This is a genomic window from Pseudomonas sp. lyk4-R2A-10 (assembly GCF_030209075.1).
Taxonomy (GTDB): Bacteria; Pseudomonadota; Gammaproteobacteria; order Pseudomonadales; family Pseudomonadaceae; genus Aquipseudomonas; species Aquipseudomonas glycinae.
This window is the reverse complement of the sequence record NZ_JARVSR010000012.1, coordinates 560,176-583,924: the sequence shown is the minus strand read 5'-3', so window position 1 is coordinate 583,924 and position 23,749 is coordinate 560,176. Positions and strand designations below refer to the sequence as shown.

14 protein-coding genes are annotated in these 23,749 nt (G+C 62.2%); 7 read left to right on the top strand and 7 right to left on the bottom strand.

Annotated features, from left to right (window positions below):
* Positions 1-71 precede the first annotated feature (71 nt).
* Genes QRN46_RS23530 through QRN46_RS23515 form a run of 4 tightly spaced genes read left to right on the top strand, consistent with a single transcriptional unit; the run spans position 72 to position 4,767 of the window.
* On the top strand, positions 72-851 hold the full coding sequence (locus tag QRN46_RS23530) for an efflux RND transporter periplasmic adaptor subunit (RefSeq protein WP_108558988.1): 780 nt from the start codon (positions 72-74) through the stop codon (positions 849-851).
* Positions 848-2,167 carry an efflux RND transporter periplasmic adaptor subunit gene (locus QRN46_RS23525; protein WP_221615586.1) on the top strand — a complete coding sequence of 440 codons (1,320 nt, stop codon included), beginning with the start codon at positions 848-850 and terminating at the stop codon, positions 2,165-2,167. The genes QRN46_RS23530 and QRN46_RS23525 overlap by 4 nt, the downstream gene beginning before the upstream one ends.
* A complete protein-coding gene (locus tag QRN46_RS23520) occupies positions 2,168-4,264 on the top strand; it encodes a site-2 protease family protein (RefSeq protein ID WP_108558990.1) in 2,097 nt (698 codons plus the stop codon).
* 11 nt (positions 4,265-4,275) lie between these two features.
* Positions 4,276-4,767: a GNAT family N-acetyltransferase gene (locus QRN46_RS23515; protein ID WP_011331863.1), complete on the top strand. Its 492-nt coding sequence runs from the start codon at positions 4,276-4,278 to the stop codon at positions 4,765-4,767.
* A 1-nt stretch (position 4,768) separates the two neighbouring features.
* Here the strand turns inward: QRN46_RS23515 and QRN46_RS29190 are convergent, their stop codons facing one another.
* The 7 genes from QRN46_RS29190 to QRN46_RS23480 form a co-directional block, all read right to left on the bottom strand.
* Positions 4,769-6,952: a lipase family protein gene (locus QRN46_RS29190; protein ID WP_285357562.1), complete on the bottom strand. Its 2,184-nt coding sequence runs from the start codon at positions 6,950-6,952 to the stop codon at positions 4,769-4,771.
* 12 nt (positions 6,953-6,964) lie between these two features.
* The gene (locus QRN46_RS23505; RefSeq protein WP_285357560.1) at positions 6,965-7,789 is read right to left on the bottom strand and encodes a hypothetical protein; all 825 of its coding nucleotides are present in this window, start codon (positions 7,787-7,789) and stop codon (positions 6,965-6,967) included.
* A 12-nt stretch (positions 7,790-7,801) separates the two neighbouring features.
* On the bottom strand, positions 7,802-8,575 hold the full coding sequence (locus tag QRN46_RS23500) for a hypothetical protein (RefSeq protein ID WP_285357558.1): 774 nt from the start codon (positions 8,573-8,575) through the stop codon (positions 7,802-7,804).
* Positions 8,572-9,420, bottom strand: coding sequence for a DUF4123 domain-containing protein (locus QRN46_RS23495; RefSeq protein ID WP_285357556.1), 849 nt, complete (start codon positions 9,418-9,420; stop codon positions 8,572-8,574). The genes QRN46_RS23500 and QRN46_RS23495 overlap by 4 nt, the downstream gene beginning before the upstream one ends.
* Entirely contained in the window at positions 9,417-11,486 is a 2,070-nt protein-coding gene (locus QRN46_RS23490) for a type VI secretion system Vgr family protein (RefSeq protein ID WP_285357554.1), read from the bottom strand. Before QRN46_RS23490 ends, QRN46_RS23495 begins: the two co-directional genes overlap by 4 nt.
* Before the next feature lie 161 nt (positions 11,487-11,647).
* A complete protein-coding gene (locus tag QRN46_RS23485) occupies positions 11,648-11,959 on the bottom strand; it encodes a DUF6916 family protein (protein WP_011331869.1) in 312 nt (103 codons plus the stop codon).
* 56 nt (positions 11,960-12,015) lie between these two features.
* Positions 12,016-12,603 carry a phage tail protein gene (locus QRN46_RS23480; protein WP_011331870.1) on the bottom strand — a complete coding sequence of 196 codons (588 nt, stop codon included), beginning with the start codon at positions 12,601-12,603 and terminating at the stop codon, positions 12,016-12,018.
* A 242-nt stretch (positions 12,604-12,845) separates the two neighbouring features.
* Between QRN46_RS23480 and QRN46_RS23475 the strand changes: the two genes are divergently transcribed.
* From QRN46_RS23475 to QRN46_RS23465, 3 genes are all read left to right on the top strand, one after another.
* Entirely contained in the window at positions 12,846-14,441 is a 1,596-nt protein-coding gene (locus tag QRN46_RS23475; RefSeq protein ID WP_285357551.1) for a glycosyltransferase family 39 protein, read from the top strand.
* A gap of 137 nt (positions 14,442-14,578) precedes the next feature.
* A complete protein-coding gene (locus tag QRN46_RS23470) occupies positions 14,579-15,424 on the top strand; it encodes a sulfotransferase family protein (RefSeq protein ID WP_011331872.1) in 846 nt (281 codons plus the stop codon).
* A 55-nt stretch (positions 15,425-15,479) separates the two neighbouring features.
* Entirely contained in the window at positions 15,480-23,702 is an 8,223-nt protein-coding gene (locus QRN46_RS23465) for an Ig-like domain-containing protein (protein ID WP_350310509.1), read from the top strand.
* The last annotated feature ends 47 nt before the right edge of the window (positions 23,703-23,749 follow it).

The following is a 23,749-nucleotide window of genomic DNA, read 5'->3' as shown; positions in this document are numbered from 1 at the left end:
AATGATGGCCTTTCGCTTGACGCTAATCGCCGCTGTCGTAGACTCCGAGCATCCGTCAGGGAGTAACGGTTATGCGGCGTTTTCGTGGTTGGGTTGTCGGATTGACCTTTGTAACGTGTGCAGTTCAGGCTCAAACGCCCGCGCCAGACGATCCGCTGCTGGATAACGGCGGGGCGGCGAATGCGTCGGCCAGCAGTGAAGCGCGCGGGGTGTTGCGGGCGCGGGATCAGGCGACGCTGGCCAGCGAGTTGTCCGGGCGAATCGTCGAGTTGCCGTTCAGCGAGGGCGAGTCGTTCAAGAAGGGCGATACCCTGGCGCGGTTCGACTGTTCGGCCTATCAGGCCCAGTTGAATGCCGCGCAGGCCGCCAGCCGTGGCGCCGGTGAAGAGCTGGCGCACAACCGGCAATTGGCGGCGCTCAATTCCGTCGGGCGTTTCGAAGTGGCCCGGGCCGAGGCCAAGGTCAGCGAAACCCAGGCGCAATCTCAGGTTTATCAAGTCCAGGTCAAACGTTGCAGCGTGGTCGCGCCGTTCGATGGGCAAGTGGTGGAACGCAAGGTGCAGCGTTATGAAAGCGTGCCGGCCGGTGCGCCGCTGCTCGATGTGGTCGACAACCGCACCCTGGAAATCCATCTGTTGGTGCCGTCGCGCTGGATGGCCAGGCTCAAGCCCGGTCAGTCGTTCAGCTTCGTGCCCGATGAAACCGGTCAGCCGATCGACGCCACGGTCAAGCGCCTCGGTGCGCGGATCGATGAAGGCAGCCAGACGCTGTTGTTGGTAGCAACACTCCCCGAAGCCAAAGGCTTGCTCGCCGGCATGAGCGGCACCGCGCATTTTCCGGAGCTTAAGTGAACGCCCCGGTGAGCGGCGCCGCCGAGCAGGTGTTCGCGCGGTTTCTCGATCTCGAACGGCAGACCCGCGCCGCTCATGATATTTCGCAACTGGCCTACAGCCTGGTCAATGACGGTCAGTCGCTGTTCGGTTTTCGCCATGCGGCGCTGTTGATCGCCGGCAAGGTGCAGGCGGTGACCGGGGTCAGCGCAGTGGAGCCGAATGCGCCGTTCGTGGCATTCGTCGAGCAGGCCGTGGCGCAGTTGTTCAAGCAGGATGTGCTGAAACAGGCGCGGGTGATCACGCCGGAAATGGTCGGTGAATCGATTCAGGCCGACTGGCGCAGTCTGTCGGCCATGCAAGTGTTCTGGCTGCCGTTGATCGACCGTCAGGATCAGGTGTTCGGCGGTTTGTGGCTGGCCCGTGATCTGCCGTGGAACCCTTCCGAACAAGTGCTGCTGTCGCAGCTGGGCGACACCTACAGCCATGCCTGGCTGGCGTTGCAACCACGCAAGCCGTGGCGCTTGCGCTGGACCCGCAAACGTCAGGTGGCGCTGGTCGCCGTGTTGTTGCTCGGGCTGTTGATCCCGGTGCGCCAGTCGGTGCTGGCGCCCGCCGAAGTGGTGCCTCAGGGCGGGCGGGTTGTCGCCGCACCGCTGGACGGGGTGATCGCCGAGTTTCTGGTCAAACCCAACCAGAGTGTGAAAACCGGCGACCTGTTGCTGCGTTTTGAAAGCACGACGCTGAAGGCTCAGGCCGATGTCGCCGAGCGTGCACTCGGAGTTGCCGAAGCGGAACTCAAAGCCAATTCCCAGCGCTCGTTCGTTGATGCCGAATCCAGCTCCCGGGTCGATCTGCTGGCCGCCCGCGCCGAACAGAAACGCGCCGAACGCGACTACGCTCGCGAACTGCTCAACCGCAGCGAAGTACGCGCTGAGCGCGACGGCATTGCGGTGTTCGCCGATGCCGAGCGCTGGACCGGCAAACCAGTGCAGACCGGCGAACGGCTGATGGAAATCGCCGACCCGAGCCAGGCCGAACTGCGCATCGAACTAGCCGTGGGCGACGCGATCTCGCTGGAGCCGGGCGCCGAAGTCGCGCTGTTTCTCGACAGCGACCCGTTGCAACGCCACCTCGCCACCCTCGAGCGTTCCGCTTACGAGGCACAGCCCACCGCCGGCGGCCAGTTGGCCTATCGGCTGGACGCCAATTTCGCCGACGCCCCGCCGCGTATCGGCCTGCGCGGCACCGCAAAAATTTTCGGCGAGCGTGCGCCGCTGGCACTGTACCTGCTGCGGCGTCCGCTCGCCGGACTGCGCCAGAGCGTAGGTCTGTAAATGACCCTGCCGAACCTGCGTGCCGACCTGCAATTGTCGCCCGCGGCGCCGGCATTGGACGGTTCGCCGCGCTGGACCCTGGCCGACCCGGTGCGCGGGCGCTACTTCAAGCTTGGCGCGGCGGCGATGCGCCTGTTGCGTCACTGGTCGCTGGGCGATCCCGAACAAGTGCTGCGCGCTGCCAATCGTGAACCGGGTTTGCCGCTGGACGGCGTCGAGCTGGAGCAACTGCTGACGTTCCTGCGCGGGCATGACCTGATCAGCGCCCTCGACGATCAGCAACGCGCCAGTTACTCACTCAAGGCCCTCGCGCAACGCCAGAGCCTGTGGACAATCCTGCTGCATCAATACCTGTTTTTCCGCATTCCGCTGTGGCGGCCGGATGCCTTTCTCAATCGGGCGTGGCCGTGGCTGGAGCGCTTTGGGCCAAGGGTTTTGCGCTACGGTCTGCCGGCGACCCTGGCGCTCGGGGTGTTTCTGGTGTCGCGGGACTGGCAGCGGTTTGTCGGCACCTTTCCGCATCTGTTCAGCCTCGGTGGCGCGATCGCGTTCGGCATCTCGCTGTTTTTTGCCAAGCTCTGTCACGAATTCGGTCATGCATTCATGGCCAAGCGCGCCGGGTGTCGGGTGCAAAGCATGGGCGTGGCGTTCATGGTCTTGCTGCCGATGTTCTACACCGATGTCAGCGATGCCTGGCGGGTCAATGATCGACGCGCGCGACTGCTGATCGGTGCCGGCGGGGTGCTGGCGGAGTTGCTGTTGGCGAGCATCGCGCTGCTGGTCTGGTCGTTCCTGCCGGACGGGCCCGGTCGCACGGCGGCGTTCATGCTCGCCAGCGCGACCTGGATCACCACGCTGGTGGTCAATCTCAACCCGTTCATGCGATTTGATGGCTACTTTCTGCTCAGCGATTTGTGGGAGGTCGACAACCTTCAGGGCCGCGCCTTTGCCTTTTGCCGCTGGCGCCTGCGTGAGTTCTTGTTCGGCTATGGCGCGCCGGCGCCGGAGCCTTGGTCGCCGACGATGCAGCGGCGTTTGCTGATCTGGGGGTATGGCTCGTGGTTATGGCGTGCGGCGTTGTTTTTCGGGATCGCGCTGGCGGTCTATCACCTGTTCTTCAAGGTGTTGGGGATCTTCCTGATGCTGGTCGAGCTGGTGTGGTTCATCTTCCTGCCAATCATGAGTGAGTGGCGCCAGTGGTGGAGCCGCCGCGAACAGGCTCACGGCCCTCGCGTGGTGCTCAGCAGCCTGGCGGTACTCGGCCTGTTGCTGGTGCTGATCGTGCCGTGGCGCAGCTCGGTCGAATTGCCGACGATGCTCGAGGGCGGTCGCGCCAGTGCCTTGCACGCGCCGACGGCGGCGCGGGTCAAAGCCGTGAGGGTGGCGGATGGTCAGACCGTGGCTCAGGGCGACGTGCTGATCGAATTGGAATCGCCGGACCTCGATTCGCGGCAGGCCATCGTCCGCCGGGAAATCCGCATTCAGCAATTGCTGATGCGCCGTCAGGCCGGCCGCAGTGAAACCGCTGCCGACGCCGGCATCGTCGAGCAGCGTCTCGCCGAAGCGGTGGCGGAATATCGCGGCCTGACCGCCCAACGCGAACGTCTGCTGTTACGCGCGCCCCACGCCGGCACCGTGCGTGATCTGCTGCCGAACCTGACGCCGGGCCGCTGGCTGTCGAGCAAGGATGCGCTGGCGCGGGTGGTCGAAGACGGCACGCGACTGCGCGGTTATCTGGCCGAGGCCGAACTGTGGCGAGTCAAGCCCGGCGCCACCGGGCGGTTTATCGCCGACGACCCGATGCATGCCGCCATCGCGGTGCAACTCAATGAAATCGACACCAACGGTGTGGCCTATGTCGATCAGGAAGCGCTGACTTCCGATCACCACGGGCCGATTGCCGTGCGCCGCGATCAACAGCATCGAGCGGAACCGGTGCAGGCGCAATATGGCGTGCGTTTGACTACGCTGGATCAGGCAGCGACCCCGGTGCAACCGCTGCGCGGCGTGGTGGTGTTGCAGGGCAGTGGCGAGTCGGTGCTCGGCGTGGCCTGGCGCCGGATGGCGGCGCTGGGGGTCAGGGAAAGCGGTTTCTAGGGAGCGTGAAGATGACGGAAAACCTGGCGGCGGACGGATTGGTGGTGCGGCCTTCGCGGGCGTCGGACGGGCCGTTTCTGCAAAGCTTGTATCAATCGGCGCGCCCGGATCTGCAATGGATCGACGGCGAGCAGGAACAGGTGCAGCAAATCGTTGCCCAGCAGTTTCAGGTGCAGGAGCAGGGCATGGGGGAAAACCATCCGAATGCCATGCACTACATCGTGGAAAAACTCGGCACGGCCATCGGTGCACTCAGTACCGATTTCGGCGCCAATGAAATTCGCGTGTTGTACCTCGCCTTCATTCCCCAGGCCCGAGGCAAGGGCTACGGGCGAACCGTGCTGCAAGGTGTGCAAAAAGCCGCGCAGCAAGTGCGCTGCCCGGTGGCGACGGTGGTCTGGGCCAATAACCCCCATGCGCGCCAGCACTACCTGGCGCTGGGTTTTGCGGTGGAGGAGCGCAACCCGGCGGCGGAGCGGCTGGTGTGGTATCCACAGGCTTGAGTCAGATGATCGAGTCAATGTCGAAAGTGTGGGGCGCGCCGATTCTGTGACCGTAGAGCGTTACCAGCAGCGGGTCATCCTCAGCGGCTTCCGGTGCCATGGCCAGTTGTTCCGTTGCGAGGTTTTCCGGATGCAGCCGCCAGCGCGGCAGGCTTTCGGCCAGACGTTCCGGTTGTTCTGCCAGCGATCCATAAACATCCGTGGTCGTCAGGCGCCGGTGCCGCAGACTGGCCAGCCGTTCGCGGGTCGTGCGGATGTTCTCGATTTCATGATTGAGCGCTTCGACGATGTTTTTCCGGCTGCGCACATAGCTGTCCGGCCGTCCCGGCAAATTGCTGCGCTGGCGGCGCAACTGATCGGTGATGCGCTGCAGCGCTGTCTCAACCAGCGCGAATTCTCGCTCGGTAACCAGCGTGCGGTTTGACTCCTGTGCCTCCTGCCAACGCCGCAACACCGCCCAGCACGCCGGGATGTAAGCCCCGGTCATCGAATGGTGCCCGGCGTCGAAGATCTGCTTGAGCAACGTCGGCCGATCCGGCAGGCCGTGCCGCTGCCGGATCGCCACGTCACAGGCTGCGTGCTGGGTGATGGTGTCGCAGCCCGGCTCCCAGAGGATTGACGACACCTGCTGGCGGCCGAACTCCACCGGCATGGCGTGTCGCAAACGGCCGTGGTGGTCGTAGGCTTCCCCGATCCAGTTGGTGATGCCCGCGACGAACACCGACAGACCGAGCGGGACATTCACGAAGGTCAGCGCTGCCCCGGTGCCGTAGATATCGGCCTTGGTGTTCATCCAGCTGCCGGGCACGCTGGGCACCGGGTCGTTGTGGTTGACCATGCGGTGATGCACGAGATCGGCTGCGCCCTTGACGAAATCCGCGTCGCCGGCGCGGGGGGCGCCGTAGGTGTAGAGCTGGATTTTGTAGCCCTCTGGCCTACGGCGGAGCATTTCGGCCAGCAGCAGCGTGATTGCGCCACCGAGGCTGTGGCCGCAGATCAGGAGTGTTTGGCCGGTGTAGAACTTTTCCAGGTATTTGACGGCGAAGTCATAGGTTTTTTTCGCGGCTTCGTAAAAGCCTCGGTGTACTTGGCCGGCGCCTTCCTCAAATGGAACTTGAAGGGCATCGGCATCGCGCAAACCGTCGGCGACGATCTCGGCGGTGCCGCGAACGGCGATCAGGATCAGTTCGTCGTTGTGGGTGATGAAGGCTTGGGTGTCTGTACTGTCTTTACTACCGATGTCGTCGAGGAAGTGAACGCTGGCCGGGTGCTCAGGATCACGTTCTGGCGTATGTCTGTTGACTGCATAGAGGCTCGGGTCAAACGGGATGATTTCCAACCTTGCGGAATACGGAACATCTTCGTAGAGCGGGTAATAGGCTTTGGTCTGGGCGCTGTCGACTTTCCACAGTTCTTCCCCTTTGGGCAGTGCATCGCCGAACCAGTTGCCGACGCTGGGTTGCAGCGGGAACTTAACGGATCTGGATTCGACGGAAGGGACTTTGGGTTTCTGGCCGAAAGGGCAGTAACTCAGGGTTGCCATCAATGCGAGCTGGTACAGGTTGAGTGCACAGAATGCCGGAGCTGTGGATAACATCGGACACAACGCACGTAACGGTCGCACTTCCAGAATGGTGTGACGTTGCGGCATCAGGGCGACCCCAAGTTTGCCGTGTTCGCGCATGATGGCTGCGCACCCGGAATCGAGGGGGTAATCGCGATAAACCTCCGGTGGAAGGTGGGAGGCATGTCTGACCAGGTGACGGACTTCGACTTGAAAGTAATCCCCACCGTCTGCGATTTCGGGGCGTTCCCGCGTACGAGTGGCATTAGGGTCCAGGTAATGGGTTGCTTCGGCGCGAACCTGAAGCTCGGTGATTTTCAGAGGGTAATGTGGTCTGCCTTGCAAATATGAGTAGAGCTTTTCCTTGCCTTCGTATGCTTGATCAAACAGCAGCGTTACTGGTCCCGCAAAGTGATTATTCACTTTGCCCTTGCCCGCTTCGTCCAAGCGGCCTGTGTACTTATGGCCTTCCGAGTCGGTAACGATGTAAGCCAACCCGGCATAGGGTTCACCCGAACAGAACTCGTCGATGAGTTGGAAACTTGTCCATCTTCCACCTGCAGGACATGTCAGCATGCGACTGCCCAACGGAGATTGCAGATCCTTTTCAAATGACGTCATGGCGAAATCTCCTTATTCCGTGCAACCTGGATAAATGGTGCAGACTTGGCCATCCGGCATGGTGAAAGTGCTGAAGTCGGTGTAGTTGCCGTAACAAAAGCCATACTGATCCTCAAAGTTGTCACCCATGCACCGTTTCCAGCCATTTCGAATTTTTACCCAGGTATCCCTGATGGCCGGTTGCTCCTCCGCTGCCAATTTGATCTTCATCTTTATGGTTTTACCCGGTAGTTGGTCGAGCCCATAAGCAGAATAAGTCTTTCCTTTCCCACGCTCTCCTTGGGCATCAGATGTCTTGCAATCAAGGATCTTGACGATGCGGCGTTGTGCGCCAGCTGTCCGGAACCACCATTCACATTGACCGTAAAAAGTACTTTCACCTGCCTCATTGAAAGTGCCTTTGTACTGCTCCTCTATATCGTTCCCTAAAAAGACCATGCCTTCGTCACCCCCAAAATCTCCCCGTGCTTTGTAGTAACTCGCGTTGATCTCCAGCGCGATCCTGCTGATTACCAACGGACACCCCTTAACAATCTTGCGAATCGTGATCTCGGCATCAGGCTTGTAGTCCGTGCGCCACTTGCTGTTGAACACCGGCGCAAGGTTGTCGCGTTTGTGGAGGGTGCAGGACTGACCTTTCTCGGGTACGTAATGAACCGCTGCGACGTAGGCAAACCCCGGTGGTAGATCGGCTGTTAATTTGAAGGTGTTGGGCGGTTCGGTCTTACAGCTTGCGATCAAGACAAGGCAGCAGCCCAAAGTTGCACCACGCTGCGTGAGTCTGGTTTTCAGGGCAGTCTGCGCTGGTGAATGCAGATCCTTTTCCAATGACTTCATGGCGAAATCTCCTTATTCCGTGCAACCCGGATAAATGGTGCAGACTTGGCCATCCGGCATGGTGAAAGTGCTGAAGTCGGTGTAGTTGCCGTAACAGAAGGCGTATTGATCCTCAAAGTTGTCGCCCATGCAGCGTTTCCAGCCGTTAGTGACCTTGACCCAGGTGTCCTTGATGGCCGGTCGCTCGTCCGCTGCCAAGGTGATCTTCATCCTCACCGTTTTGCCCGGCAGTTGATCAGGGTTAAAAGCCCCGAAGGTCTTCCCGTAGGCACGTGCTCCTTGGGCATCGACCGTTCTGCAATCCAGGATTTTTCTTAGAATTCGCGGTTTGCCCGAGGTGCGAAACCACCACTCGCACTGACCGTGGAAGGTGCTTTCACCGGCCTCGTTGAATACGCCTTTGAACTGCTCCTCCAGATCATCGCGGATGAAAACCATGGCTTCGTCACCACTGAAGTCGCCCCGTGTTTTGCCATAGCTCGAGTTGATCTCCAGCTCGATTCGCCTCACGACCAACGGACACCCCTTAACAATCTTGCGAATCGTGATCTCGGCATCCGGCTTGTAGTCCGTCCGCCACTTGCTGTTGAACACCGGGGCAAGGTTGTCGCGTCTGTCGAGGGTGCAGGTCTGACCTTTCTCGGGTACGTAATAAACCGCTGCGACGTAGGCAAACCCCGGTGGTAGATCGGCTGTGAATTTGAAGGTGTTGGGCGGTTTGCCCTGGCAGCCCCCCAGTGCCGCGAAGGCGCTGATCAGGACGATGCTCTTGAGCTGAATCTTCATGAAGGTATCTCCCCGCTCCAGCTCGTCGAAAGCGGGTAAACCCGATCAAAGTGTTCATCCGGCGTTTCGTCCGGTCGGGGTTGCCAGTGAGGCACGAGGGTCGGGGTGTGCAGGCTCTGGATCAGCAGAAATTCCAGCCGCTCCGGCGCCAGCCAGCCCCAGGCCTGGGCCTGAGCCAGTCGCTCACGTAGCCAGATGTGCGGATCCTGCGTGCACGCCAATCCGGCGTAGGCCTGCACATGCTCGGCCAGCAGAAAGCGGTGGGCGTTGGCCAGCCGGATTTCCATGGCTTGCTCGTCGGGCATCGGCAGGTGCAGCCAGGGCGGCGAGTCCGGCAGCGGGTAAGTGCCGGGCGCAGGGTTGTCAGTGCTCTGCCAGTGCGAACCCTGCCAGTAACACACACTGATCGCCGGCCCGAGATACGCCGGTAGCGCCTCGGGCGGCAGATGCTCCAGTGCTCGGGCCAGTACCCGGTTGTCGTGAAAGCGGTACAGCGCCTGATGCGGACGGGTGCCGACGAGCAGCCGCTCCTGCCAGTGCCTGACCCATGCGTTCAGTTCGCCCTGGCACAGGCTGGCGAGCCAGCCCCAATGGCTGTCGGGCCTGTCGAGCAGGGCGTCGAGGCGACGGTCGTCGGGCTGGTCGAAGGTGAACAGGAACGGGCCGGTGTCCGCCAGTTCGGCGACCACGGTTTCACCGTAGACGCTGGCGTACTGCTCGTAACGGCTGCTCTTCAGCCAGCGCTGGCGCATGTCGCGTTCGTTCTGCGAGTCGAGCACCAGGCACAGGAGACGATCGGCATGGTGCTGTTCAAACAGCCAGCGTTGTACAACCGAGTCGGTCATGCAGCGGCCTCCGCAATGGCGCACTCGCCCGCGCGGCAGGCTTCGCAGATCGGGCAGAAATCCGCGCCCAGGCTTTTGCTCGCGGCCATCAATGCCTGTTGTGAGGGCGCCACCAGTGGCGGCAAGGGCGCGGGCGCCGACAAGTCTTCAATGCCTTCGGGCTGCAACAATCGGGCGCGCAGGAACGGTATGGGCACGCCGCCGATCAGCAGGTCGCTGCTCCCGAAAAGACCGCCGTGATCGAGCACGAAATGCTCGCCACCGACTTTCAGGCTGATGCTCTTTCCAGCCTCCAGCACCAAATGATCCCCGGCACTGAAACAGAGCTGCCGCCCGACTTCCATCGTCAGTGATTGCCCGATCCGGGTGTGACTGCTGTCGCTGACGTGCAGATGATCGCTGGCCTTGAGATGGGTCTTGCGATGACCGGTGAGGGTGCGGTGTTCTTCTGCGTGCAGCACGCTGACGCTGTTGCCACGGATGCTTTCCCGACGTTCGTTGCCGACCTCCAGGTGACTGTCGTGCTCGATCTTCTGCTGCAGATCACGCTGGGCGCGCAGATAGATCAGCTCCTGACCGGCGCGGTCTTCGATCATCAGCTCATTGAAGCCATTGCTGTCGGGCGTGCTGCGGGACCGGAACACGCTGCGGGTCTTGTGCGCCGGCAATTCATAGGGCAGCGGGTTGGCGCTGTTGGCCAGGCAACCGCTGATCACTGGATGGTCGGGATCACCATTGAGAAACGTCACCAGCACCTCCATGCCCACGCGCGGAATGATCACGCTGCCATGGGCGTTGCCGGCCCAGTTCGTGGTGGTCCGCAACCAGCAACTGCTCTTGTCGTTGTGCCGGCCTTCGCGGTCCCAGAAAAACTGCACCTTGACCCGGCCATACGCGTCGCAATGGATATCTTCGCCTTCCGGGCCGGTAACCACGGCAGTCTGAGTACAGCCGATGGAAGGTTTGTCGTAGCGCAATGACGGGCGATAGATCGCATCCCATGGCGTGACTTCGAAATGGTTCCGATAGCCCTGGACGAAGTCGCTTTGATCCTTCACGGCGATGTCGCTACCGCTTTCTTCAAGTACTTGAGGCTGCTTGCCTTCATGACGGATTCCGGTCAGCAGCCAGAGGTCATTTAACGCGGGGTCGGGGTGTTCTGACAGCGACAGAAAATGCCCCGACACCAGCGCTGGTTCGTCGCTGTCGCCTTCGCCCGTGAGCTCATCGCTGCGATGGCGTTCCAGAGCCCGCCGGGTCAGCAGTTTGCCGTGCTCACGGTTGAGGACCCGGTCCGGATACAGGTAGTCCTCCAGATCAGGCTGGCGGGGTTCGTTCGGTATTCGCGCCTCGGACTCCAGCACGAGGTGCGCCTTTTTGAAATCGTAGGCGCGCCGACGGGTGCGATTGGTGCGGGTATTTCGCCCACACTCGAAACGGTGAATCACCGGCCTGTCGGCCACCATCGCGTTGCGCTTTTTGAATGGTGTCGGCCGGGCCAGTCTGGGAAATACGGTCTGATCATCGCCAAATACCAGCAGGTGCCTGTCGAGGCTGTGGCGAAAGTGATAGTGCAGGCCGTCTTCCTGGCACAGGCGCTGGATGAAATGCAGATCGGACTCGTTGTATTGAACGCAATATTCGCGATCCGGCAGGGCCTGGCCGATCTGAAACAGATAGCCATCTGCGTGGATGCCATGTTCCTGAAGAATTTGCCCGATGATTTGCGCAATGCTCAGGTTCTGAAAAATCCGCTGATTGAAACGATGGCCCAGGTTCGCCAGGCATGGCGCGAGGGTCAGGTGGTATTGGGTCAACCGGTGCCCGATATCGCCCCGGCCAATGTGCTGGATCTGTCCATGGACGCCATGCCCGTTGTCATCGAAGGCCAGAAAGGCCTGCCGGTGCATGAGGTCGGGAAGATCGATGTCCGGTCTCGAGCTGACCAGTTTGACGTTGAAGCAATATGGCTGGCTGATGGATTCGGTGCCGGTGAAGGACAGCACCTGCAGATCGTGATCGAGGTCGTCGGTATTGAGGCGCAAACGAGCATTGGCATTGAACATCCGTTGTTCCTTGTCCTGTGACAGATTCGGAACAACGCTAACAAGATGGCCAGCGAATTTATGTCGGACGTTTCCCAAGAAAATGGGTTTAAAAACACAGCCTACAAGGACTGCGGCCTAATCCTACTGACATGTCCTACGTGGTTTTACACTTTGTCGAATCAGTTGAAGGAAATGCAGAAATAACCCAACTGCGGATCCCGTCCCAGCGCCGGCACCCGCGACACGAAGATGTCCTCTACCCGACCGAGTTCCGGCAGGTCCAGCGCGCACAAACCGTCGACAAACTCGGTCGGTACCAGGCTGTTGAATTCCAGGCAGAAGGGCATGCGTTCGCTGTAGCGGGTTTTCGCCGCGGGAACCTCATCAAGGTATTCGATCCGAATCGGCAAGGCCGTGCCATCGGGCAGGTAAAGCGTGCGTTGCTGTCCCAGCAACGGCTGGACATGTTGGATCTGCACCGCTTGCAGCATGGTTTGACTCCAGTGAAAAAAGAACGGCCGGGGGCCATCAAGCCCCCGGCGTTTACTCAGTTGCGCGACGGGAACAGACCGTTCAGGGCAATGCTGAAGTTAAGGACCAGGGCCGGGTTCAGGATCGGCAGTGGCTGGCTGCCGCCGGTGGAGGAAATGTCCCCGGTGACGGTGGTGGTCACACCCTTGAGCGGTACCGGTGTGGCACCTTGGGCGTCGGAATAGATATTCGCCGAACCAGGGCCGCCGCCGGACGCGCCGATGTACGAATTGGTGGCGGTGGGCACAGTCGCCGGATTGCTGGCGGGTACTGCCAGCGAAAGGGCCGTGTTGGCCGTCAGGCCGGTCATGGCGTGGGTGTGATTGGGCATGTTGGCGATGGTGGCGGTGACGTTTTCGGTGCCGTACACCTGACCGATGACGCGCGGTGTCAGGCCCAGTCCGGTGCCTTGTGCGACAGGCACGCGACCTTGCAGGTTGGGCAGTTGAAAGTTGGTCGTGCCATTGCCGCCGTAGTAAGTGCCCAGCAAGGCGAACAGCGCCTGGTATTGCGAGATGCCCAGGATTTGCCCGTTGCACAAGGCCCAGCCACTCGGGGCGAAGTTGAAGGCAAACGGTTGAATCGTACCCATAAAGACTTCCATGGTTCCTCATCCTTCTGTTGTGTGGTCGGCGCGCCGCGCGGTCGCCCTTGTTGTCGGGCCGGTCGAAACGTTGTGCTGACTCCTTCCTTTTGCGCGGGCAGGTCACGCCACGCCGTAGCGTAGACCCGGATCGACGGACTTGCCGGACGTCGTCACGGCCGCGCATCGACTTCGGCGCTGGCCTACAGTGTTCGCAGTCAATGACGCAAATCGAGTTCGCAAAAAACGCTGAGGGGAGGTTGATGGAGGTCCTTCGCGAGACGCCGCTGGGGGATACCCAGGACCCGTTCGCTGCACCGAATGCCGGTGTCCGGCGCCTGTTGCGCTGGGCGCGCGAGCACTGGTTGATACCGATCCTGCTGCTGGCCACGGCGGTGCGCTTTTATGATCTGACCGCTGCCGCGATCTGGGGCGATGAAGGTTCGAGCCTGCTGCTGGCGCGCTATTCGCCGGGCGTGATCTGGACGCATGCCGCGTTCGATGTGCATCCGCCGCTGTACTTCATGTTGCTGCACGGCTGGATCGGGTTGTTCGGCGACGGCCTCTTGGCCATTCGCAGTTTCAGTGCGCTGGCCGGCATCGCCACGGTCGGACTCGGCGTGAGCCTGGTCGACCGGCTGGCCACTCGCCGCGCGGCGATCATCGCCGGGGTGTTGCTGGCGCTGTTGCCGACGGCGGTACGCTACAGCCAGGAAGTGCGCATGTACGCGTTGCTTGGCTTGCTCCTGATCGGTGCGACGCTGGTGCTGGTCAAGTGGATCCGGCGCCCGCAGCGTCACCGCTATCTGCTGATCTACGCGCTGCTGATGACGGCGGCGTTGTACACCCACTACTTCGCCGTGCTGGCGGCGCTGAGCCATTGGCTGTATCTGGGGCTGATCCGCCTGTTGCCGGGTTATCGCCTGAAGCATCTCCAGCGCAAGGACTGGTGGCTGGCCAATCTCGCCATCGTCGTGCTCTACCTGCCGTGGCTACCGAACCTGATCGACCTGCTGCAACACATGGACGCGCTCAAGGCCGGCGGCGATGTAGGCTGGGAAGATCCGGTGACCCTGTCTTCGCTGCCGTCGATGATCTGGCTCTGGTTGATTCAGGACGAGGGCGAACATCTCCCGTTGCTGCTGTTCGGCGGTGTGCCCCTGGCTTTGCTGGTGCTGGCGGGGGTCGCCGTTGCCCGTGATCGCAGCGTGAACCATGGCAGCGTGCTGCTGGCGGTCTACACCGGCATGCCGTTGTTGCTGGTGTTCGCCGTGTCTTTCATTACGCCGGTGTTCATCGAGCGTTACCTGACTGCCTACGCGCTGGGGCTGCCGATGCTGGCGGCGCTGGGCATCGACCGGCTCTGCAGCAGCGTGCGCGTGCTGGCGATGGCGGTGCTGCTGTCGCTGGTCGGGGTCGAGATGATCGGGGTGAACAACAACGCCACGGTCGACCGCAACGACCAGTTCAACGTCATGGTCGATTACGTCAACCGCCACTTCGCCAGCGGCGACCGCATCGTCACCAGCGACATGCTCTGGTACCTCAGTTACGTCTATTACAACCGCACTGAGGCTCAAGTCCGGCTGTTTACGCCGCCCACTGCCGAGGGACGCTCGACTCGCCCGAACCATTACGGTTTCGGCACGCTGGTGTCCGATGAGGTTTACCTTGATCGGTTGGGCGACCTGCCGAAGGACAGTGCCCGGGTCTGGTTGATCGGCGATCAGGACGTGGATGTACCCGATCCATTCCTGCCCTTGCCAGCGGCCTGGCACTTGCGGGATCAGGTGCAGGCGGGTGGTGCGAAAGCGCGACTTTTTTCGTTGCAGACGCCCAATGGAGCGGGAGAAAACTGACTTAAACGCTTCACCATTTTATTCGCGATAAATACGAAGTTTTTAAGTCCGTTTTGCTCTTTTCTGATATCAAAACACTACTAGTCGAATGGGTATTGTTGGATTACGCTCATCAGACAAAAGGACTTACAAATACGGTGAAGGGATTGCAGCAGTTCCACTTTATCTCCGGCTTGCCGCGCTCAGGTTCTACCCTCCTTTCTGCAATCCTCCTGCAGAACCCGCGTTTTCATGCCGGCATGACCAGTCCGGTCGGCGCGCTGTTCTCCGGTGTCCTTGAACAATGCAGTGCCGGCAGCGAATTCGGCGCGGTGATCGATACCGACATGCGCCGCCGCCTGTTGCGCGGCCTGTTCGATTCCTACTACGCCGACAAGGCCGACAAACCGGTGGTGTTCGACACCAACCGCCAGTGGTCTGCGCGACTGCCGGCCATCAACGATTTGTTCCCACAAGCCAAGGTCATCGCCTGTGTGCGCAACGTCGCCTGGGTGATGGACAGCCTCGAGCGGCTGTACCGCGCCAATCCTTTTGAAAACACCAAGCTGTTCGGCGATGCGGTCGAGCGCAACACCGTCTACAGCCGCTGCGAAACCCTGGCCCAGCGCAATCGCCTGGTGGGTTTTGCCTGGGCGGCGCTCAAGGAAGCCTATTACGGCGAGCACGCCGATTCGCTGTTGATCGTCGATTATGACCTGCTGACCCAGGCTCCGGAGCGGGTGCTGCGGCTGGTCTACGACTTCATCGGCGAACCCTGGTTCGAGCACGATTTCGAGCACCTGGCCTATGACGCGCCGGAGTTCGACCAGGCCTTGGGCGTGGCCGGCCTGCACAAGGTCAAACCCAAGGTCGCCCTGCAGTCGCGGCGCACGATCCTGCCGCCGGACCTGTTCAAGCAATACGCCGATCTGTCCTTCTGGCTCGATGGCTCAGCCAGCGCTGCCAATGTCATTCGTATGAAGTCCGACGCCGCGATCAGCTGATCGCGGCGTTTTTCATTGATGCGTCAACAACTGTGTTCGAGTCCGGGTGAGCAACATGTGGTGGAGCAAGCAGAAGTCGCGGGTTACCGAAGGCCAACGGACGCTGGCGGCGCCCATGATCATGTCGCTCGAACCGCGCATGCTGTTCGACGGCGCCGTCGCGGCCACCGTCGCCGACACCGCCGCCCAGGCTGACAGCCATGCCACCGCCGATGCCGCGAAAGCACCGGCCGCCGACCACCCGAGCGCCAGCAAGGACACCCATGGCCAGGCCGACGCCACGCCCGCTGCCAGCCCGGTCGCGGTGCCGGGGCAGAGCGTGGTGTTCGTCGATTCCCGGGTCAAGGATACCGACAGCCTGCTCAAGGGCGTGGCCCCCGGCACCCAAGTGGTCAAGCTCGATGCGGGCAAGGACGGTTTGCAGCAGATCGCCGATTACCTCGATCAGCATCAGGGCGTGAGCTCGGTGCAGATCATCGCCCACGGAAACGCCGGTGACCTGTGGCTGGGCAACAGTTATCTGTCGGCCGACAACGTCGCCCAGCGCAGCGCGATCCTGGCGGAAATCGGCAAGGACATGAACGTCGGCGGCGACATCCTGATCTACGGCTGCTACACCGCCGAAGGCGATCGTGGCCTGAGCTTCGTCGACTCGCTGGCGCAATTGACCGGCCGCGATGTGGCCGCTTCGAACAATCGCACCGGGGTGGGCGGCGACTGGGATCTGGAGATCGCCACCGGCAACATCGAAAGCGCCAACGTGCTGTCGACCCAGGCGATGAGCGAATACCAGTGGGGCCTGGCCACCTGGACCGCCACCAACAATGCCAACACCGGGGTCGGCTCGCTGCGCGCAGCGCTGGCGTCTGCGCAGAACGGCGACATCGTGACCTTCAGCTCCGGGATGACGGTGCAGCTCACCTCGGAATTGCTGATCAACAAGAACGTCACCGTCGATGGTGACCTGAACAACGACGGGGTTGCCGACGTCACGCTCGATGGCCAATACCGGACCCGAGTGGTGGAAATAACCTCCGGCAGCACGGTGACCCTAGATGGTCTGGTCATTACCCGTGGCCTGGTTTCGGGCAACGGCGGTAATGGCGGCTACGGCGCAACCGGCGCCATGGGCGGCGGGATCTTCAACGCCGGCATCCTGACCCTGAACAACGTCTCGGTCACCGGCAACGCGGCGGCCGGTGGCGGCGGTGGCGGTGGTGTCACCGGTGCGTTCTACGGCGGTGCCGGTGGTGGTGGCGGTGGTCTTGGCGGTCAGGGCGGTGGTCATGGCGGTACGGCCGGGCCGGGCACCGGTACGCTGGGCGGCCAGGCCGGCAGCGCTGGTGTCGGCGGCTACGGCGGTGGCTACGACGCGACGCACATGGGCGGGCGCGGCGGCTCGACCACTGGCGGCGCGGGCGGTGTGGGCGTGTCCTATTACAGCAACGGCGGCAATGGCGGCACGGCCAGCAACGGTACGATTTCCATCGGTGGCGGCGGTGGCGGCGCCGGTTGGGACAAGGTCGGCGGCGCCGGCGGCAATGCCGCCGGTGGCATTTACAACGCTTCCACCGGCACGCTGAAAATCGTCGGCACCTCGGTCATCAGCAACAACATCGGCGCGGGTGGCGGTGGCGGTGGTGGCAGTGGCCAGGGTAGCAATAACCTGAACGGCGGCGACGGCGGACGAGGTGTCGGCGCGATCTGGAACCAGGGCGGCACGGTACTGATCACCGCCGCCAACTTCAGCGCCATCAGCGGCAACGCGGCCGGCAGCGGCTCCGGTGGTGCAGAACTGGGTGGCGGCGTGACGGGCTCTGTACCGCTGGCCTTCGCGGCGATCTATAACAACGGCGGCACGCTCAACACCGCTTACGTAGAGCCGCCGACCGCGACCATCGTGATGGCCGACACGGCCCTGAAAATCGGCGAAACCTCGCTGGTGACCATTACCTTCAGCCGAGCGGTCACCGGCTTCACCAACGCCGACCTGACGATTGCCAACGGCACGCTGACAGCGGTCAGCAGCAGCGATGGCGGCCTGACCTGGACGGCGACCTTCACGCCGACCAACAACATCACCGACAGCACCAACCTGATCACCCTCGACAACACCGGGGTGACCGCGATCAACGACGGCGTGGCGGGTGTCGGTACGACCAACTCCGTCAACTACGCCATCGACACCGCGCGGCCGACCGTGACCATCGTGATGTCCGATACGGCGTTGAAGATCGGCGATACGTCGCTGGTGACTTTCACCTTCAGTGAAGCGGTGACCGGTTTCACCAACGCCGATCTGTCTATCGCCAACGGCACGTTGAGCGCAGTGAGCAGCAGCGACGGCGGCATCACCTGGACCGGAACGTTCACCCCGACCGCCAGCATCAGCGATACCACCAACCTGATTACCCTGGACAACACCGGTATCGCCGACCTTGCCGGTAACGCCGGCACCGGCACCACCGATTCGGTCAATTATGCGATCGATACCGTGCGGCCGACGGCAACCATTGTGGTGTCCGACACCAATCTGGCGGCCGGTGAAACCTCGCTGGTGACCATCACTTTCAGCGAAGCCGTCAGCGGTTTCACCACCGCCGACCTGACCGTGGCCAACGGCACCCTGAGCGGCCTGAGCAGCAGCGACGGCGGCATCACCTGGACCGTCACGCTCACGCCGACCAGCAACATTACCGACACCACCAACCTGATCACCCTGGACAACACCGGGGTCGTCGATCTGGCCGGCAACGCCGGCAGCGGCACCACCAATTCCAACAATTACGCGATTGACACCGCGCGTCCGACCGCGACCATCGTGGTGGCTGACAATAGCCTGCGGATCGGCGAAACCTCGCTGGTGACCATCACCTTCAGTGAGGCGATCACCGGGCTCACCAACGCCGACCTGACCATCGCCAACGGCACCTTGACGGCGGTCAGCAGCAGTGACGGCGGCATTACCTGGACGGCGACCTTCACGCCGACCGCCAGCATCACCGACGCGACCAACCTGATCACGCTGAACAATACCGGCATTGCAGACCTGAACGGCAACGCCGGCAGCGGCACCACCGACTCCAACAACTACGCCATCGATACCGTGCGCCCGACCGCGACCATCGTGGTGGCCGACAACAACCTGCGGATCGGTGAAACCTCGCTGGTGACCATCACCTTCAGCGAAGCGGTCAGCGGTTTCACCAACGCCGACCTGACGGTCGCCAATGGCACGTTGAGCGCGCTCAGCAGCAGCGATGGCGGCATCACCTGGACCGCGACGTTCACCCCGAGCGCCAGCGTCACCGACACCACCAACCTGATCACGCTGGACAATACCGGCATCGCCGACCTGGCGGGCAACGCTGGCAGTGGCACCACCGATTCCAACAACTACGCCATCGACACCCAGCGTCCGACCGCCACCATCGTGGTCGCCGACAGCAACCTCAGCGCCGGTGAAACCTCACTGGTGACCATCACCTTCAGCGAAGCGGTGACCGGCTTTACCAACGCCGACCTGACGGTTGCCAACGGTACGCTGACCGCCGTTAACAGCAGCGACGGCGGCATCACCTGGACGGCCACCTTCACGCCGAACGTGGGTGTCAACGATGCGACCAACCTGATCACGCTGGCCAATACCGGCATCGCCGACCTTTCGGGCAACACCGGCAGCGGCACGACCAACTCCAACAACTACAGCATCGACACCGTGCTGCCGACCGCGACCATCGTCATTGCCGACAACGCGCTGAAAATCGGCGAGACCTCGCTGGTGACGATTACCTTCAGCGAGGCGGTGACCGGTTTCACCAACGCCGACCTGACGATTGCCAACGGCACGCTCAGCGCGGTGAGCAGCAGCGACGGCGGCATCACCTGGACGGCGACTTTCACACCGACCACCAGCATCACCGACGCCACCAACCTGATCACGCTGGACAACTCCGGCGTGCAGAACCTTTCAGGTAATGCCGGCAGCGGCACCACTGACTCCAACAATTACGCGATTGATACGGTCCGTCCGACTGCCACCATCGTGGTCGCCGACACGGCCCTTGGTATCGGTCAAACCACGCTGGTGACCATCACCTTCAGCGAGGCAGTGAGCGGATTCACCAACGCCGACCTGACCATCGCCAACGGCGCGTTGAGCGCGGTGAGCAGCAGCGATGGCGGCATCACCTGGACCGCGACGTTCACGCCGAGCGCCAGCATCGCCGACACCACCAACCTGATTACCCTGGACAATACCGGCATCGCCGACCTGGCGGGCAACGCCGGCAGCGGTACCACCGATTCGAACAATTACGCGATCGATACGGTACGGCCGACCGCGACCATCGTGGTCGCCGACAGCAACCTCAGCGCCGGTGAAACCTCACTGGTGACCATCACCTTCAGTGAAGCGGTGACCGGCTTTACCAACGCCGACTTGACGATTGCCAACGGCACATTGAGCGCAGTGAGCAGCAGCGACGGCGGCATTACCTGGACGGCGACCTTCACGCCGACCGTGGGCATCCATGACGCCACCAATCTGATCACCCTGGCCAACACCGGCATCGCCGACCTGGCGGGCAACGCCGGCAGCGGCACGACCAACTCCAACAACTACAGCATCGACACTGTGCTGCCGACCGCGACCATCATCGTCGCCGACCCCAGTCTGAAGATCGGTGAAACCTCGCTGGTGACGATTACCTTCAGTGAAGCGGTGACCGGTTTCACCAACGCCGACCTGACGATTGCCAACGGCACGCTCAGTGCGGTGAGCAGCAGCGACGGCGGTGTCACCTGGACGGCGACCTTCACGCCGACCACCAGCATCGCCGACGCGACAAACCTGATCACGCTGGACAACACTGGCGTGCAGAACCTGTCGGGCAATGCCGGCAGCGGCACCACCGATTCGAACAATTACTCGATCGATACCGTGCGTCCGACCGCCACCATTGTGGTCGCCGACACCGCCCTGGGCGTCGGCCAGACTACGCTGGTGACCATCACCTTCAGCGAAGCGGTGACCGGTTTCACCAACGCTGACCTGACCATCGCCAACGGTACGTTGAGCGCTGTCAGCAGCAGCGACGGCGGCATCACCTGGACGGCAACTTTCACCCCGGCAGCGGGCATCACCGACACGACCAACCTGATCACGCTGGACAACACCGGCATCGCCGACCTGGCGGGCAACGCCGGCAGCGGCACCACCGACTCCAACAACTACGCGGTCGACAGTCAGCGTCCAACGGCGACCATCGTGCTCTCCGACAACACCCTCAGTGCTGGCGAAACCTCGCTGGTGACCATCACCTTCAGCGAGGCGGTGACCGGTTTCGACAATTCCGACCTGAGCGTCGCCAACGGCACCCTGAGCAACGTTTCGTCGAGCGACGGCGGCATCACCTGGACGGCCACCTTCACGCCGAACATCGGCGTCATCGACCTCACCAACCTGATCGTCCTGAACAACACCGGCATCACCGACCTGGCCGGCAACACCGGTACCGGCACCACCAACTCGCCGAACTACAGCATCGACACTGTGCTGCCGACCGCGACCATCGTCATTGCCGACAACGCGCTGAAAATCGGCGAAACCTCGCTGGTGACCATCACCTTCAGTGAGGCCGTGACCGGTTTCACCAACGCCGACCTGACCATCGCCAACGGCACACTCAGCGCGGTCAGCAGCAGTGATGGCGGCATTACCTGGACGGCCACGTTCACGCCGACCACCAACATCACCGACGCCACCAACCTGATCACGCTGGACAACACTGGCGTGCAGAACCTGTCGGGCAATGCCGGCAGCGGCACCACCGATTCGAACAACTATTCAATCGACACGGTGCGTCCGACCGCCACCATCGTGGTCGCCGACACGGCGCTCGGCGTCGGTCAGACCAGCCTGGTGACCATCACCTTCAGCGAAGCCGTGACCGGTTTCACCAACGCCGACCTGATCATCGCCAACGGTACGCTGAGCGCGGTCAGCAGCAGCGACGGCGGCATCACCTGGACGGCCACTTTCACCCCGGCGGCAGGCATCACCGATACCACCAACCTGATCACCCTGGATAACACCGGCATCACCGACCTGGCAGGCAACGCCGGCAGCGGCACCACCGATTCCAACAACTATGCGGTCGACAGTCAGCGTCCGACGGCGACCATCGTCATGAGCGACATTGACCTGCGTCCCGGCGAAACCGCGCTGGTGACCATCACCTTCAGCGAGGCGGTGACCGGTTTCGACAACTCCGACCTGAGCGTCGCCAACGGCACGCTGAGCAATGTCTCGTCGAGCGACGGCGGCCTCACCTGGACGGCCACCTTCACGCCGAACATCGGTGTCAGCGACCTGACCAACCTGATTGTCCTGAACAACACCGGTACCACCGACCTGGCCGGCAACACCGGCACTGGCACCACCAACTCGGCCAATTACCAAGTGCAGACCCAGGTGCCGACTGCCACCATCGTGTTAGCCGACACTGCGCTCAAGGCCGGGGAAACCTCGCTGGTGACCATCACTTTCAGCGAAGCGGTCAGCGGGTTCGACAACAGTGACCTGACCATCGCCAACGGCACGCTGAGCAACGTCAGCAGCAGTGACGGCGGCATCACCTGGACCGCGACGTTCACCCCGACTGCCAATGTCACTGACGCCACCAACCTGATCAGCCTGAACAATGCCGGAGTGACCAACGTCTCAGGCAACAGCGGTATCGGCACCACCGATTCCAACAACTTCGCCATCGACACCGCGCTGCCAACCGCCACCATTGTGGTTGCCGATAACCGCCTCGGTATCGGTGAAACCACCACCGTGACCTTCACCTTCAACGAAGCGGTGATCGGGTTCGATCTGGGGGACATCAGCGTCGCCAATGGTTCGTTGTCAAACCTGACCAGCAGCGACGGCGGCGTGACCTGGACCGCAACCTTCACGCCGACAGCCAACGTCAACGATCCGACCAACCTGATCCTGATCGACACTGGCGGCGTCCAGGACCTGGCCGGCAACCTCGGGGCGAGCATCGCCATCTCCAACAACTACATTCTCGACGCGACCCGGCCGACGGTGAACATCGTGGTCGCCAATCCGAATCTGGGCATCGGTCAGAGCACCACGGTGACCTTCACCTTCAGCGAGGCGGTGAGCAATTTCGACCTGTCCGACCTTAGCGTGACCAACGGTGACCTCAGCAACCTGACCAGCAGTGACGGCGGCAAGACCTGGACCGCGACTTTCACGCCGACCGCGAATGTCACCGACCCGAGCAACTTCATCGCGCTGGACACCAGCAACGTCACCGACCTTGCGGGCAACGCCGGCAGCACGGTGGCGGTGTCGAACAACTACGCCCTCGACAGCGAACGGCCGACCGCCACGGTGGTGATCGCCAATCCGAACCTGGGCGTCGGTCAGACTTCGCAGGTGACCATCACCTTCAACGAAGCGGTCAGCGGTTTCGACCTGTCGGACCTCAGCGTGGCCAACGGCACTCTGTCCAACCTGAGCAGCAGCGACGGTGGCAAGACCTGGACCGCGACCCTGACGCCGAACGCCAACGTCAACAGCGCCAGCAATGCGATCAGCATCAACACGGCCGGGGTCAGCGACCTGTCGGGCAACAGCGGCAGCAGCGTCAGCAGTTCCGGCAATTACGTGATCAACACGGTGCCTGTGCCTCCTGTGACACCGACTACTCCGTTGATCGTGGTGACACCGGATCCGGAGTTCCGCAGCAGCGATCCGGTCGCGCCGCCGCCACCGCCGAACGTTCCGCTGCAGCCGATCGTCTTCACCGCGCCCACTGGCGACCTCGGTTCACCGCTGACTTTCGCGCCGTTGTTCGAGCAACGGGTGATCGGCAACGGCATCCGTCCACTGGGGGATATTTTCATCAATCGCGGTGCGCTGAGCCCGAGCTTCATTGCCCAGGTGTTCACCAGCAGTGACAACGGCGGTGACGGCTCCGGTCATGGCTTCCTCGGGTTTGGCGGTGGCGATGGCGGGGTGTTTGGCAGCAGCACGCTGTCGAGTCTGTTCAATCAGGACAGCAGCGCCGAGCGTGATTCGCTGAATGCCTTCGGCAGCCAGTCGATCAAGGGCGGCGATATTTCCCAGGGCCTGCGCGGTGTGTTCGGCGCGCCGACCCTGGGCCAGCAACTGCAACAGATCAAGGACAGCGAGCAGCACCGGGTCGACAACCTGGCCGCCGCACTGCAACAGATCGGCATCAGCGAAATGCCGGCCTGACAACACACAACAACTCACATATGTGCGGGACCTAGGGGCGATCCAGG